Here is a 15,813-nt window from a genome sequence, read left to right on the forward strand (position 1 = left end):
GGGGCTCAATTAGTGTTGCACTCAGATTTTATTACTTAACCATTTTAGCATATGGAATCACCGTGTTGTATCCCTTGTCCCTAAAATAATGTACCGTGCTCTTATTGCCTACCGCCAATATAAAATCGCCTCCCCAAGCCCCTAAGCTCTTTATAGCTCCTTTAAAATCTGGGAATAGTTGTTCTTTCACTGTAGGGATACCTAGAATTTCACTCATGATAGCCTCGTGTTTGGTGATCAGCTTCTCTAGCTGTCTGCGGTTGGTGCTGGTAACAATACGTTGGGTAATGCTATTTATTTTTGGGAGTTCTGCGTAAAGGTCTAGATTCTTGGACCGGTAGGCAGCAATTCCATCCCGACTATTTTGTTTTTTGTTTAAATGGATAAAGTATAGGTCGTTTTTGTAGGAGGGATTAAAGGCGACTTCTTTTACAATTGGCTTTCCCTCTTTTAATTGATAGGTGATAGGGCTATTGTGCTGGGCGCAGGCAATATCATACCCGCTTCCAGAGAAGGCATCCCACAGTAGGGTATAGGCGTCTACCTGGGCCCATTGAGCAATATTATTGATCAATGTGGAAGAAGAGCCCAATCCCCAGTCCCTTGGAAAGTTTAATGAGGTGGTAATTTCAAATCCGGCCTCCCCTTCCAAAAAGTGTGGATTCAATTTTTGAGCTGCTGCCAAAATAGTATATAAGGTGTTGGAGACGCCTTCCGTTTGTAGAGGGTCAATAGCAATCCCCTCTTCCAAAGATTTTGGGGGTAAAAGCTGGCCTTCCGGGCCCAGGTGGTAGATTTCCTGAAACCATACCTTTCCCTTTTCATCAAGACTTTGCCAAATAAGCTGTTTGGTGCTTGCGGGTTTTACGGTTAGGGATTGTCCGTAAACCGTGGGTACGGCTAAACTTAAGGCGCCGTCTAGCACCAGGTACTCACCGGTTATAAGTAGTTTTCCGTTGCTGTAAAAGGAAGTGCTCATGCTTGGTTTCTTAGATTCTCAAAGGCACTTACCACCGCACTGTGAGAGGCGGTGTGCTTTTTGAAATATTTGATCAGGGCTTTCTTTTCAGATTCCGTTGCTCCCAGCTGATTGAGGATGTTTAGTAGATGCATTTTCATATGCCCCTGCTGAATGCCTGTGGTAACTAGAGAGCGTAGGGCGCCAAAATTCTGAGCCAGTCCGGCTGCGGCCACTATCTGCATTAGTTCCTTGGCATTGGGATTTTGAAGGATTTCAAGTGCCATGCGTACCATGGGATGAAGACTTGTTAAGCCGCCAACTGTACCTAAGGCTAGCGGAATTTCTATCCAAAATTTGAAAATATCATTTTCAATACTGGCATGGGTCAGGCTGGTGTACTGTCCGTCTTTGGCAGCATAAGCATGTGCCCCTGCTTCAATGGCCCTAAAATCGTTCCCAGTGGCCAAGACCACCGCATCTACCCCGTTCATAATTCCTTTGTTATGGGTAACCGCCCTATAGGGCTCCGCTTTTGCAATGGCTACTGCTCTCACCATTTTCTGGGCAAATTCCATGGGAGAGATTCCCTTGTCTTCGTTTAATTCTGCAACCGGGCAACTTACCTCTGCCCTCACCAAACAATTGGGAATATTGTTGGAGAGGATGCTCATCACAATTTCGATATTCCTTTCCTCCTTCGTAAAGTCAGCATACTCCGATGCCTCCTTTTTTAGGGTGTCGGCAAAGTTTTCTAAGCAGGAGTTGATGAAATTGGCCCCCATGGCGTCTAGCGTCTCAAAAGTACAGTGCAGTTGATGGTAGTGGTTGAGTTCCGCAGTTTTATCCCTTAGCTCAATTTTGTTGATGCCTCCGCCGCGTTTCTCCATGTTTTTGATAATGGGAGCTACATTGGAAATTAATTTGGGGTGTACCTCTTTAAAGAACTGCTGTAGTTTCTTGGTATCCCCATGGTACATAAAGTGCACCTGACCTACTTTTTCGGTTCCGATGATGCTGGTCTTAAATCCGCCTCTATGCTGCCAAAACTTTGCGGCCTTGCTAGCGGCAGCAACCACAGAGCTTTCCTCAATGGCCATTGGGATGGCGTAAAGTCTATTGTTTATGAGGAAGTTGGGAGCAATTCCCAACGGGAGATAAAAATTTGTGATGGTGTTTTCTATAAACTCATCGTGTAATTGCTGAAGTTTTTGGTCAGTGCTCCAATACTGCTTCAGTATGGCAATGGTTTCTTCACTGTTGTGGGTATAGGTATTCGCTATCCACTCAATTTTTTCGTCCTTGGACAGTTTGGAAAAACCCTCTATCGGTTTAATCATAATTGCATCAATTTCATCGTGCAAAGATAGTAATTACGAGAACAAGGAATAATGAGGATGAAAAGTGTATTTTTGCATGGTTTCAACACGTTAATATTAGTCGAAAACAGCCTTTTTTGTGAAATTTTTAGTATTCTTGACACTTTTAAGCAAACTGATAAAATATGCAGGAGTCTTAAATGTCTTTTGCAATCATAACTTTATACATAATTATTGAATCTTGTGAGAAAAACATCTTTTTTAGTACTGATTTTCATCTTCACTTCCTTTTCTGCGCTACTAGCCCAAAATAATAAAATTACCCTCGAAGAAATCTATAGTGGTACCTTCAGTACCAAGGGGATGGATAAATTGCGATCCCTACAAAATGGAGAGCAATACACCATTTTAAACCTAGATAGGGCGAATAGGGAATCTTCCATAGACAAATACGATTATAAAACCCTGGAGAAATCCGAAACCTTGCTTCGCTCTTCTGCATCCAAAGGCATCCCTTTCTTTACTTCCTATGAGTTTAGTAAGGACGAAACCAAAGTGCTGTTGGCAACGGAAATTACCCCTATTTTTAGAAGGTCTACCTTGGGGCTGTACTACGTTTACGACATGGAGACCCAAAAAACCATCAAGGTTTCTGAGGATAAAATTCAAGAACCTTCCCTTTCCCCAGACGGGACCCAGGTGGCCTACGTACGAGATAATAATATTTATATTTTTAATATCGCGGAAAACACCACCGTACAAATTACCGAGGATGGTGAAAAGAATAAGATTATAAATGGGGTTACAGATTGGGTCTACGAAGAGGAGTTTGCATTTGTTAGGGCCTTTGAGTGGAATTCCGATGGGAGCAAATTGGCTTTTATTAGATTTGATGAATCCCTGGTTCCAGAATTCTCAATGGATGTATATGGCAGTGACCTTTACCAGACCCAGACCGTATTTAAATATCCAAAAGCAGGAGAAGAGAATGCCGTAGTTTCCCTTCATATGTTGGATGTGAACTCGGGTAGTATCACGGAGATAGATCTAAACGATCCCTACTATATTCCAAGAATAAAATGGATGAACCATCCTAATTTTCTAAGTGTACAAACCTTGAATAGGCATCAGAATAATTTAAAGTTGGTGCAGGTAAATGCCACTAGTGGGACAACCAAAACCCTGTTGGAGGAGACAGACGAAGCCTATTTGGACGTAACCGACAACCTAACTTTTCTGAAGGATGATAGCTTTATCTGGACAAGTGAGCAAGATGGGTACAACCATATTTATCTATACGACTCCAGTGGGAAATTAAAATCTCAAGTGACTAATGGGCCCTGGGAAGTAACCAGGTATTATGGGTACGATTCCAAGTCGGGCCGTATCTTTTATCAGTCCACCGAAAACGGTTCCATCAATAGGGATGTGTACAGTATTCGCAGCAATGGAAAGGGGAAAAAACGTCTCACTGCTGCCCTGGGAAGGAATTCGGCCGACTTCAGTGCGGATTTCACCTATTTCATCAATTCCTATTCCAGTGCAACTACTCCCCCCACCTTTACCTTGCACCAAGCGTCCACTGGAAAAAAAATAAAGGATATCCTGGATAATAACCATTTGTTGGAGAAGCTAGCGGCCTATACCTTAAGCCCTAAGGAGTTTTCTACCATAGCGATCAACGGCAATGAGTTGAATATGTGGATGATAAAACCTGCCGATTTCGATCCCAATAAAAAATATCCATTGTTTATGACCCAATATAGCGGCCCGGGATCCCAGTCTGTTTCCAATTCTTGGATGGGGAGCAATGACTACTGGTACCAAATGCTGGCCAATGAAGGGTATATAGTGGTTTGTGTAGATGGAAGGGGCACCGGATATAAAGGCGCCCAATTTAAGAAGGTGACCTATAGGGAATTGGGAAAATACGAGGTGGAAGACCAGATTGATGCCGCGAAAAAATTGAGTGAACTGCCCTATATAGATGAAGAAAGAACCGGAATATGGGGATGGAGTTATGGCGGATTTATGTCTACCAATTGCTTGCTAAAGGGGAACGATACCTTCGAAATGGCTATTGCAGTAGCTCCAGTGACTTCTTGGAGGTTTTACGATACTATTTATACGGAGCGTTTTATGCGTACCCCACAGGAGAATCCAAGTGGGTACGATGAGAACTCCCCCTTTAATTACCCTGAGCTCCTAAAAGGAAAATACCTGTTGGTTCATGGTAGTAGTGACGATAATGTGCACGTGCAGAATGCCATGCGAATGGTAGATGCATTGGTGCAAGCCAATAAGCAGTTCGAATGGGCCATTTACCCAGACAAAAACCATGGGATATACGGAGGGAATACCCGGCTGCATCTCTATACTAAAATGACCAATTTTATTAAAGAAAATCTATAATTAACAAATCTACCTATGCAAACTTCAGTAACTCAAATGCCTCGGAAAGAACTTTTTGGCCATCCTGTTGGTCTTTTTATCCTGTTTTTCACGGAAATGTGGGAGCGGTTTTCCTACTATGGAATGCGGGGTATTTTAGTGCTCTATATTGCTGCCTCGGCTACGGCCGTAGATCCCGGATTGGGGTGGTCTAATAAGGATGCAATTTGGTTATATGGTTGGTATACTATGTTGGTCTATGTGGCTTCCATTCCCGGAGGTTGGATAGCCGATAAATTTTTAGGGCAGAAAAAAACGGTGATGTTAGGTGGATTATTGCTCTGTGCTGGTCATATTACGTTGGCTATCCCACAAGACTGGGCCTTTTTCACCGGTCTTATCCTTATTATTTTGGGTGTAGGAGGTCTAAAGCCTAATATTTCCACTATGGTGGGCGGTTTGTACAAAGAAGGAGACATAAGAAGGGATAGCGGATTTACCATTTTCTATATTGGTATTAATATCGGAGCCTTCTTAGCTAGTATCTCCGTTGGATTGGTAGCCTACTATTACGGTTGGCACTATGGTTTTGGATTGGCCGGAATAGGGATGTTAATAGGACAGTCCGTATTCATCTGGGGACAGAAGTATTTAAAAGGAGTCGGAGAATTTAGTGGAGGGAAAAATGTTTCCGAAGAAGAGAGACAAGCCGCTAAACGCCCCTTGAATAAAGTTGAAAAGGATAGGGTACTAGTGTTGCTAATCTCCTTCTTGATAGTAATTGTTTTCTGGGGAGCCTTTGAGCAAGCCGGTGGTTTAATGAACCTTTACGCAGATGCCAAAGTAGATAGACATATTGGATTAAGTTGGTTAGAGGAAATCCCTGCTGCTGTTTTCCAATCGCTAAATGCGGGATATATTATCATTTTTGGAACCATGGTAGGCGGATTCTGGATCTGGTGGAAGAAAAAAGGCAGAGAGTCGTCTTCCTTGTTTAAAATGGCCATCGGTACCATGATTATGGGACTTGGGTATGTCTTTATGATGTTTGCCTCCAAGGAAGCTAGTTCCGAAGTCTTTGGAAAGGCAGCCATGGTATGGATCTTCCTGGCGTACTTGTTTCATACCTTGGGAGAACTTTGTACTTCCCCGGTTTCACTTTCCTTTATTACCAAGCTGGCTCCAATTAAATACGCCTCCATTATGATGGGAGTTTATTTTGCCGCCACAGGATTTGGAAACAAACTGGCCGGAAGCATTGGGGAGTCTTCCCAGTTGCATCCTTATCAGGGGGAAATGATGGTAGATAAAGAAGGCATCCTGCCTTTTATCTCCAAAGATTCCATGGAAATAAAAACCCTGGATAAAGGGATCGTCAAGATTTACGATTTCCCTATAAATGAGGATAAAAACTTCAATATTAAAAGTGAGGTCTTTATAGACAATGGTTCGGTAGTTTTCCAAGAAATGGGAACCGGAAAGTTGCTTAACAGCTTGTTCGAGATAAACGATACAGGAAAAAGCACCCAATCTAGATTAATAGAAACCTTAAAGGAGAACAACGCGGTGGCCGGTAATCCTTATCATGCCAATCTGGTGTTCGAGAAAGATAGTGATGCTGCCAAGATTATAGAGAACAAAGGAGACGGTAATAATTACCAAGTGTCCTTTGTATTGGAGGAAGAGCAAAGCGAACAGGAGTTCAGTACGTTTATGTGGCTCACCATTTTCACCGTGAGTTTTGGATTGCTTCTTATTGTGTTCTTGAAGAAATTGAAAAAACTTACCCATGGGGCAGAGGATCATGAGTATGATGTTAAGGATAATGAGCCTTATGAACTCGGGGATCCAGATATCAAGAAAGGGAATTAAACCGTAGACAAGGAAGCTTAATAAATACATATTTTATGAATACCGATATTGAAAAATTATTTAAGGATAATGTTATAGGTCATCCGGCCGGACTTTTTGTTTTGTTTTTTACTGAGATGTGGGAGCGATTTTCCTTTTATGGAATGCGAATCTTGCTGGTGTTGTTCTTAACTGCGCCAATGATCAGTGATAACCCAGGATGGGAATGGCCAAGGGAACATGCATTATCCTTAATTGGGACCTATGCCTCCCTACTTTACCTAACTCCAATTATAGGGGGCTATATAGCAGATAGATTTACGGGCTATAAATGGGCAGTAATCATAGGGTGTTTTATAATGACGCTTGGCCATGCTTCCATGGCTGTAGAAACTCCATTTGCCCTGTATTTAGGTCTGGCATTCTTGGTAATAGGAACCGGGTTTTTTAAACCAAATATTACCTCCATGATTTCCGAAATGTACAAAGGAAAGGAGTCTAAAAAAGATGGAGCCTATACTATCTTTTATATGGGGGTGAATGCAGGTGCCTTTTTCGGAATGATGCTCTGTGGGTATCTGGCAGAAAACCTTGGTTGGAGCTATGGATTTGGCCTGGCCGGTATCTTTATGTTCCTAGGAATGTTGCAGTTCTGGTTGGCGAAAGATTTATTTGGGAAAATTGGGGAAAAGCCTAGTGTAGTTAAAGAAGCGGAATTGCAGCAAGACTTACGGGATGAGGCCAATGCGGGAGGAGAAAAGAAAGAGGTAGAGGAAAAGCCCAACCCTTTTACCCAGTTGGATATGGTACTGATTGTACTATCCTCTTTAGGCGGATTGTTGTACTTGTTTAACGACCCTATGTCCAAAGTGGGTGACATCAATATTTTAGATTTTAAAGTAGGTGCCTTAGACGGATCCAATTTTACGGTGCTATTGGCCCTAGCTATGTTTTTATACCTAATTGTCAGCAGGATCTCTAGATATTCCAAGATAGTACGCGACCGAATTATTGCGGTATCCATTTTCGGGATTTTTACCGTCTTCTTCTTTGCGGCCTTTGAGCAATCTTTGGGATCCATGACTATTTTTGCAAGGGATTATACCGCTAGGGAATTAGCGGGGAATTCGGCCTTGGTATTTAAGATCATAGATCTGATCCTTACCGTGGGTCCCTTGGCGGTGATTACTTGGGTACTGTATTTATTGTTTAAAAAGACCTATTCCAAGATCCCTTACTCTAATATTATATTGGCGCTAGCATTTATTTTCCTGTGGGGTATCGTAATCTGGAAAATAGACAGGGAGTTTAGTCAGGATACTACAGAGGTAGGTGCCTCATGGTTTGGGATATTAAACTCTTTCTTCATTATTAGTTTGGCACCGTTCTTTTCCAAATGGTGGGAGAGTAAATACAACCCTAGTGCCGCTATGAAGTATGGTTTGGGATTAATTCTATTAGGGGTAGGGTTTGGTATTTTGGCCTTCGGTACCGTTGGGATACCATCAGGGGCACAAACCGCTTCGGTAAGTATGATGTTCTTAATCTTGGCTTATTTATTCCACACCATGGGAGAACTCTGTTTATCACCTGTTGGTTTATCTTATTTAAGTAAGTTAGTGCCAGGCAGAATGATCGGGTTTATGTTTGGAATCTGGTACCTAGCCATCGCTATCGGTCAGAAAGCCGCAGGGACTATGGGGGGAATGATCGATAAAATTTCGGAGGAATACTCCTTGGGGACCTTCTTTTTAATTTTTGCTTTGGTGCCAGCAGGCGTAGGATTTGTTTCCATTGTGCTGAACCCGTTGTTGAAAAAATTGATGCACGGAGTGCGATAAAATTCAAGGTTTATTAAAAATATAGGCTCCCTTTTCACCAGTATAGTGGAAAGGGAGTTTTCTTTTTTGGCAGGTGGCTTTCCAACGTGCTATATAGCTGTGGTAATTACTGCCGTCTGCTAATATTAGTTTGGGCTGCACCGAATCTAAGAGCCGTTCTAAGTTTATTTTTGGGGATTGGGTTAGTAAAAGGGTAGTGGCTTTTAGGTAATGGGAGGGAAGCTTACTAAAGGTGCTGTCTATCACTAACAAACTTTCTTTCCCTATCTTAAAGCTGTTCTTTATGGGCCGATGTTCTATTTGACGAAGGTGTTGGGCAATAGAGTAATCCGTAACCATCCTATTGGCCTTAGACCAATTGTTGGTGTATACCATAGCCTTCTGCCCCGTTTGATGCAATAAAGTAGTGTTGTTGCCAGTATGCCCTAAGACCAAAAGTTCTTTTTGGTAGATGTGCTGAGTTTTCCCAATTACCCAAAGTTGAAAACAAATGATGCTGCAAAGGAAAAGAGCGGTTCTTTTAAAAGTGACTTTTTCCAGCATCCATACTAGGGTGATAAGGATGGTGTAACCCAAGAGTAATTGAATGGCATCAAAGGATATGTTTCTAAAAATAAAACGCTCTTGTTGTGCTACCCATGCAATAGTAGTGTTCATCCAGCCTATAATATTATTGTAAAGAACAACTAGTACATGGGGAAGGCTGTTGGTCAATGCTAAGGTGATCACTACGATTCCTATGCCTAAAATCAATGCCAAGAAAGGAAGGATCAACAGGCTAGAGAGAAAGAACAAGCCGGGGAATTGATGAAAGTAATATAGACCGAGGGGAAGTACGCCCAGTTGTGCGGCTACACTTACTGCAAGCAATTCCCAGCCCCTTTTTAGGACCCAATTTTTGGGTATCCATAATTTTTGGAGAAGGGGGTAGATCCAGATAATGGCAAAAACGGCGGCATAGCTTAACTGAAAACCTACTTGGAACAATAGTAGGGGGTTTATTAGGAGTAGGATGAAAAAAAAGGAGAGGGCTAGGATGTTAAAATGATTGGTTGGCCTATTCAAGTATAGGGCATAGGCAACAAAGCTGAACATGGTAACGGCACGGAGAATAGAAGGAGACATGCCTGCCAAAAATGCAAATGCCCAAAGTAAGAGTACAATGCTTACCATCTTTACGACCCTTCCGTTGGGTAGGAATTCCAAGGGTGCTAATAAAAAGTGCAATAACCCTAATAATATCCCTATGTGTAAGCCAGAAAGAGCCAAGATGTGAAAGGCCCCTGCATCCTTATAATCGGTGTTGGTGGCCTCGGTTACTTCGTTCCGCTCCCCCAATAATAGGGCTTGGATAATTCCTAGCTCCGCGGTCCCGAAAGCTTCTTTTCTTAATTGGGAGGTGATGTGGTTCCGTGTCCGCGCTGCCAGTCCCCAAAGGGTTTCCGTTGGATGTTCTTTTAAAATATAGCGCTCTTTAGACAGGCGAATTTGGTGATGTACTCCCAGTCCTTCCAAATAGCTTCCATAATCAAATTGGTAGGGGTTTAACGGCCGCGGAACAGCTTGGAGGGTAGTGTGGGTGATAAGTTCATCATCTACTCTTAGCGCTGCTGTAGCAGGGTTCTTATTAATCTGCACTAATACCTTTCCCTTAAGCTTTTTGCCATCCATATACTGTAATTGGGCAATATAGCGTTGGGAAAAAGCATTCTCTTTTAAGACCTCTTGGATTTTTAGCGTGTAGGTGCGGGATTGGGCTATCCCAAAATGGGAATAGTGGTGGGGGTTATTTTTAATGGTTGCCAAGCTAACACTTAGCATCCCAATCATTGCGGTTAGTAAGGCCACAAGAATTCCAAAGTGCAATCGCTTTTTTTGAACAAAGAAATGCTCCCATCCCAATAGTAGTAAGAGGGTTAGGCAGCCAATCATCGCAATTTTTGGGGATGGATTAATGTAATCTCCCAAAAGGATTCCCAGCGCCAAACACAGGCAAAGTTTTATGGCTGTGAACCTTAGTAGTTGCATATTAAAGGATCCTGGTTGCCTTTACAAAGGCAGAATTCCAATACCCTTCCCGCAACGAGGAAACTATAACACCCCTAGAGGTTGTAGAATGAATAAATTTTATGTCATTTCCGTCTACCGATACCACTAAACCTACATGGTTTATGTTTTTCTTCCGGTTGGAAGTGCCAAAGAATAGTAAATCTCCTTCCGCTACCTCCTTTAAACTAATTTCCTCCCCTTCTTTTGCTATCTCGTAAGAGGCACGTGGAATATCTATATTGTGCTCCCCAAAAGATACGTAGAGTAGGCCAGAACAGTCCATTCCCTTAGAAGAGGTGCCTCCAAACTTATAGCGCGTTCCGGAAAAGGTAAGAGCTGTGCCAATGATATCCCTAGATTTGTTGGGAGTGGTTACCGACTTAGCTTCAACCACTTTGGCTTCTTCCTTGGTGGGTGCAACAGACACTTCGGAGGGGGAAACACTGATTGTTCTCTGGGCAGTATCCACATTTCTTTTCTTGGACGCTCCGCAGCCGATTACTAAAAACACCCCTACTAAAGAAAGAAATTTTCTGATCATTATATTGAAAAGTAAGTGGACCTATTAGTCAAATTTAAAAAATTAAATGAGAATCTTAGGATTTTAGTGAGATGCATCCTGGGCAGCTGCTACAACAAGGGCTGCAGCTTTCTCACTAGCACCCCCGCCTCCCAATTTTTTCTCCAAACTGGCATAGGCTTCCAGTTGCCGCTCTCTATGGGGCCCTTCCAAGATAAGGCCTAGTTCCTTTATTAGGTTCTGCTGGTTTAGGTCGCCCTGAATAAGTTCTTTTACCACCTCCTTATCCATAATTAAGTTTACTAATGATATAAATTTTAAGGTAATGATTCGTTTCGCAATTTGATAGGAGATCCAGTTGGCTCTATAACACACTACCTGTGGAACTTTAAATAAGGCGGTTTCCAAGGTGGCGGTCCCACTGGTGACCAAGGCGGCATGCGATATGCTAAGAAGGTCGTACGTCTTATTAAAGACCACCCCAACCTGAGACGATTTTAAAAACGGCTGGTAAAAATCGGGTTCCAAACTAGGGGCACCCGCTATTACAAATTGATACTCGGGGTACTGCTTGGTTACGGAAAGCATTAGCGATAACATTTTCTGTACCTCTTGCTTCCTACTGCCGGGCAGAAGGGCAATAATAGGTTTCTTTCCGTCCAAATTATTTTGGTCCCTAAAGGTTTCATTGGCAGTTCTGGGGAGTTCGCCAATGGCATCTATAAGAGGGTGGCCCACAAAATTTACCGGGAAATGGTGCTTGTTCTCATAAAAATCCTTTTCAAATGGAAGGATGACGTGCATGGCATCTATATCCCTTTTTATTTTTTTGATCCTTCCTTCCCTGGAGGCCCAAATTTGAGGGGAAATATAATAGTGGGTAGGGAATCCTTGTTCCTTGGCCCATGCAGCAATGCGCAGATTAAAACCTGAGTAGTCTATAAATACAATAATATCAGGGTTATATTGGGAGATGTCTTCCTTGCAAAAGGCAATGTTTTTAAAAATTTGATTGATATTGGCGATGACCTCAAAAAAGCCCATAAAGGCCATTTCCTTATAGTGTTTTACCAAAGTGCCCCCGGCCTGTTGCATTAAATCGCCTCCCCAACAGCGGATATCGGCATCGGAGTCTTTGGTCTTTATTGCTTTAATCAGGTTGGACCCATGCAGGTCCCCAGATGCCTCGCCGGCAATGATATAGTATTTCATAGGTCTTGTTTAGTAGGATAGCCGTAGTTGTTTTGTTATTGCAATAGGCCGTTTATATATCTATGAGATCTTATAATATAAAATTAGAAAGGCGGTCATTAAGGTAGCGATCAACACCCCGCGAGCCCGGTAATCCCTTTTTATTTTAAGGAAGCCAAAAAAGGCCGCAAGATTTAGGACGGCGCCTAAGGCTAATAGACTTCCTACATGTCCTTGCTGGACTGCCATACTATAGGTTTCGGCTATGCCATAGTCCGAAAAAATAAGGATATATAGTAAGGTGCCAAAGGTATTGGCAATGATTCCTACTATAAACCCGATAAGTATTTCTTTTTTAATCATGCAGTTTCCAGTTATTTAGGTTCTGTATGGCATGGTAGGCCGTAAGGTCAAACTGCGTAGGTACTACGGAGATATATCCCTGGGACAGGGCAAATTCGTCCGTATCCTCCCCATTGTCCAACAACTCAAACTCTCCAGTTAGCCAATAGTATTCCTTGCCATTGGGGCTGGTTCTTTTGTCGAACTTTTCCTTCCAATTGGCCCTGGCCTGCCTACATACCTTAATGCCTTTAGGCGCGTCTGCAGTTGTCTTGGGAATATTCACATTTAACACCACCCCTTTTGGTATCCAATGGTCCAAGGCTTGCCGTACAATTTGTTGTATTGCCTCCTTGGCTGGTTCAAAATTAGCATTCCACCCGTAATCACAGAGCGAGAAACCGATGGCTGGGATGCCTTCAATTCCCGCTTCTATAGCAGCACTCATGGTGCCGGAATAGATTACATTGATGGAAGAATTGGAACCGTGGTTAATACCGCTTACGCATAAATCCGGTTTTCTGTCTAATAACTCCCTCAATGCCAATTTCACACAGTCTGCCGGGGTTCCACTACAACTGTATTCGGCCTTAGCTCCATCATGGGTGTCTACCGTTTCTTCTTGTATATACAAGGTGCTGTCTATGGTTATTGCATGCCCCATCCCAGATTGGGGACTGTCCGGAGCTACTACAATTACATCACCTATTTCCTTCATAAAGCGTATCAACGCCCGTAATCCCGGGGCGGTAATTCCATCATCATTGGTCACTAAAATCAAAGGTTTTGCCATAGTATATAATTATGTTCACAAAAATACGTTTTTAAAATGTTATGGATCTGCCCTGCTCTACCACTTGTGGATGAATGGCCCTAAAAATACACTAGCTCCCCCTAGTTTTTTTAAAGGTGGAGTATTGGGTAGGATTGTGATATTAACAAAAGATTAATGGCAGTTATGCAACAAGTGGCATGATTTTTTCCTTATTTTATGCAAAATGGTATTTGAAAAGGGTTTTGAAATATAAATCTTGGTTAACAGCAGCCGTTTGATTAATTTTAATAGAATATATTAAATCCTGGCATGTGGGAATGAGACCCATGGTGGGGGTAAATTAAAAATGAATAAATGAAAAAGAATTTAGCCTACGCATTGTTGATAATGCTGATTGCGGTTAGCTCATGTAGTTTTACTAATAAAATTGACAAATCCTTTGATACGGACGATAAGGATAAATTATTGCTAGACCTTATTACCTATGTATTGGAACGGGGGCATTATCAGCCAACGGACATCGATGACAATTTTTCGGCAAAGGTTTTCAAGAATTTCTTTGATGTTATTGATCCTACGAAACGCTATTTTTTGGAAGCAGACATTCAGGAGTTCGAGAAGTACAAATTCCAGATAGACGATCAGATCAAAAATACGGACCTCTCCTTCTTTGAAATGGTTTATGCCCGACTGATGAAACGAATGGAGGAAGCGAAGGGGATCTACAAGGAAGTGCTTAGTGAGCCCTTCGATTTTGACGCTACGGAAAGTCTAGATATCGATTATAAGGAACAAGGCTACGCCACTTCGCGAAAAGAATTAAAGGAGCGCTGGAGGAAGCAATTGAAGTATGCCACCTTGGGCAACTATCACTCCAAGCTAACAGCGCATGAGGTAGATGCCGCTACCAATACACAACAAGAAGGGGAGGAAGTAGATGTTTTTGAAGAAGAAATAGAAACTTCAAAACCATTGACTCCTGCCGAAGCCGAAGCGGAGGCGAGAGAAAACACCCTAAATACCTTGGATGATTATTTCGATTTTGTTGCCGACTTACAGCGCAAAGATTGGTATGTACAATACTTGAATACCATTGTGGACGTATTTGATCCCCACACTTTTTATTTTGCCCCGGATGACAAGGAGAAGTTTGACACTAGTATGTCTGGAAAATTTGAAGGAATTGGTGCCCGCTTGCAGAAGAAAAGAGATCAGACCAAAATTGTAGAGGTTATTTCCGGAGGTCCGGTATGGAGAGATCAGCGATTGGAAGTAGGTGACGAGATTCTAAAAGTGGGGCAGGATGGAGAAACGCCAGTAGATATTGTAGGCATGCGCTTAGATGATGCCATTAAATTTATTAAAGGCCCCAAAGGAACCGTGGTAGATCTTACCGTTAAAAAGGTAGATGGATCTATTGTAGTTATCTCTATAACCCGTGATGTAGTAGAATTGGAAGAATCCTATGCCAAATCGGCCAAGATTATTAGGGATGACCAGAAGTTTGGACTAATTAATTTGCCAAAATTTTATGTGGATTTTGAAGACTACAACCAAAGAAACGCCGCTACAGACGTGGCCAAGGAAGTAGAGCGCCTAAAAGAGGCAGGTGCTCAAGGGCTAATCTTGGACCTGCGCGATAACGGTGGGGGATCTTTAAAGACAGTAATAGAAATAGCCGGACTCTTTATTGAAAAAGGACCGATTGTACAAGTGAGGTCTACCGGAAAAAGCCCTGAGGTGTATAATGATAGAGACGCCCGTATCCAATGGGATGGTCCTCTAGTTATCCTGGTAAATGAATTGTCTGCTTCGGCATCCGAAATTTTGGCTGCTGCAATGCAAGATTATAAAAGGGCCATAGTAATAGGAAGCGAACAAACTTTTGGGAAGGGAACTGTTCAAAATGTAATTCCATTGGAAAATATAGTTCGCAGTAACGAGCATGGTGATTTAGGAGCTATAAAACTTACCACTCAGAAATTTTATAGGATTAATGGCGGCTCTACCCAATTAGAAGGGGTAAAGAGCGATGTAGTGGTGCCAGATAGATATAGTTATATAGACCTTGGAGAAAAAGATCAGGAAAACCCATTGGCCTGGGACAAAATTGCTCCTGCTTCCTATACTCCCTTGGAAGGATATATAGACTATGAGACTACTGTTGCCAAGAGTATGGAACGAATGGCGCAGAATGAACAAATTAAATTGATTGAAGAAAATGCCAGATGGATTAAAAAAGGGCAAGATGAGAATGTAGTTTCGTTAAACTATGAGGACTTTAAAAAGGAATTGGAACTCAATAGAGAGAAAGCCAAGTACTTTAAAAAGATCTCCGACTACGATTCAAAGCTTACCTTTAAATCGCTCCAATACGAGCAGGACCTATTTGCACAGGACTCCGTTTTGAAGGAGAAGCGTATTCGTTGGCATAAAAATCTTGCTAAAGATGTTTATGTAGAAGAAGCGGTAAACGTATTGCAGGATATAATAAAGGATTCCATGGAAAAATCTAGATTGGCCAGTATAAAAGGCTAAATCATTTAGGATATCCCCTTATAAGGAAACACCCTTTA

The 15,813-nt window shown here is 42.2% G+C and carries 11 protein-coding genes; 4 read left to right on the forward strand and 7 right to left on the reverse strand.

Annotation, left to right across the window (positions count from 1 at the left end; genetic code table 11):
- Positions 1–31: 31 nt before the first annotated feature.
- Both BV214_RS02815 and BV214_RS02820 read right to left on the reverse strand, forming a co-directional pair.
- The gene (locus BV214_RS02815; RefSeq protein WP_086475943.1) at positions 32–979 is read right to left on the reverse strand and encodes a GYDIA family GHMP kinase; all 948 of its coding nucleotides are present in this window, start codon (positions 977–979) and stop codon (positions 32–34) included.
- Positions 976–2,298, reverse strand: a complete 1,323-nt coding sequence (locus BV214_RS02820; protein ID WP_086475944.1) for a hydroxymethylglutaryl-CoA reductase, degradative — start codon at positions 2,296–2,298, stop codon at positions 976–978. The genes BV214_RS02815 and BV214_RS02820 overlap by 4 nt, the downstream gene beginning before the upstream one ends.
- Positions 2,299–2,520: 222 nt before the next feature.
- On the opposite strand from BV214_RS02820, the gene BV214_RS02825 reads away from it, so the two are divergent.
- Genes BV214_RS02825 through BV214_RS02835 form a run of 3 tightly spaced genes read left to right on the forward strand, consistent with a single transcriptional unit; the run spans position 2,521 to position 8,360 of the window.
- Positions 2,521–4,689, forward strand: a complete 2,169-nt coding sequence (locus BV214_RS02825) for a S9 family peptidase (RefSeq protein ID WP_176328439.1) — start codon at positions 2,521–2,523, stop codon at positions 4,687–4,689.
- Between the two features lie 15 nt (positions 4,690–4,704).
- Positions 4,705–6,540, forward strand: a complete 1,836-nt coding sequence (locus tag BV214_RS02830; RefSeq protein WP_086475945.1) for a peptide MFS transporter — start codon at positions 4,705–4,707, stop codon at positions 6,538–6,540.
- Positions 6,541–6,575: 35 nt separating this feature from the next.
- Positions 6,576–8,360 (forward strand): peptide MFS transporter, encoded by a 1,785-nt coding sequence (locus tag BV214_RS02835; protein ID WP_086475946.1) that lies wholly within the window; start codon positions 6,576–6,578, stop codon positions 8,358–8,360.
- A 3-nt stretch (positions 8,361–8,363) separates the two neighbouring features.
- Here BV214_RS02835 and BV214_RS02840 read toward each other — a convergent pair whose 3' ends face one another.
- From BV214_RS02840 to surE, 5 genes are all read right to left on the reverse strand, one after another.
- Positions 8,364–10,346 carry a ComEC/Rec2 family competence protein gene (locus BV214_RS02840; protein WP_245806736.1) on the reverse strand — a complete coding sequence of 661 codons (1,983 nt, stop codon included), beginning with the start codon at positions 10,344–10,346 and terminating at the stop codon, positions 8,364–8,366.
- A 43-nt stretch (positions 10,347–10,389) separates the two neighbouring features.
- Positions 10,390–10,950 (reverse strand): C40 family peptidase, encoded by a 561-nt coding sequence (locus BV214_RS02845; protein WP_086475948.1) that lies wholly within the window; start codon positions 10,948–10,950, stop codon positions 10,390–10,392.
- A 63-nt stretch (positions 10,951–11,013) separates the two neighbouring features.
- On the reverse strand, positions 11,014–12,141 hold the full coding sequence (gene lpxB, locus BV214_RS02850) for a lipid-A-disaccharide synthase (RefSeq protein WP_086475949.1): 1,128 nt from the start codon (positions 12,139–12,141) through the stop codon (positions 11,014–11,016).
- Positions 12,142–12,201: 60 nt separating this feature from the next.
- On the reverse strand, positions 12,202–12,483 hold the full coding sequence (locus BV214_RS02855; RefSeq protein ID WP_086475950.1) for a hypothetical protein: 282 nt from the start codon (positions 12,481–12,483) through the stop codon (positions 12,202–12,204).
- Positions 12,476–13,255: a 5'/3'-nucleotidase SurE gene (gene surE / locus BV214_RS02860; protein WP_086475951.1), complete on the reverse strand. Its 780-nt coding sequence runs from the start codon at positions 13,253–13,255 to the stop codon at positions 12,476–12,478. The genes BV214_RS02855 and surE overlap by 8 nt, the downstream gene beginning before the upstream one ends.
- Before the next feature lie 336 nt (positions 13,256–13,591).
- On the opposite strand from surE, the gene BV214_RS02865 reads away from it, so the two are divergent.
- Positions 13,592–15,775 carry a carboxy terminal-processing peptidase gene (locus BV214_RS02865; protein WP_086475952.1) on the forward strand — a complete coding sequence of 728 codons (2,184 nt, stop codon included), beginning with the start codon at positions 13,592–13,594 and terminating at the stop codon, positions 15,773–15,775.
- Positions 15,776–15,813: the final 38 nt, after the last annotated feature.

The organism is Arenibacter amylolyticus, from assembly GCF_002150785.1.
GTDB lineage: Bacteria > Bacteroidota > Bacteroidia > Flavobacteriales > Flavobacteriaceae > Arenibacter > Arenibacter amylolyticus.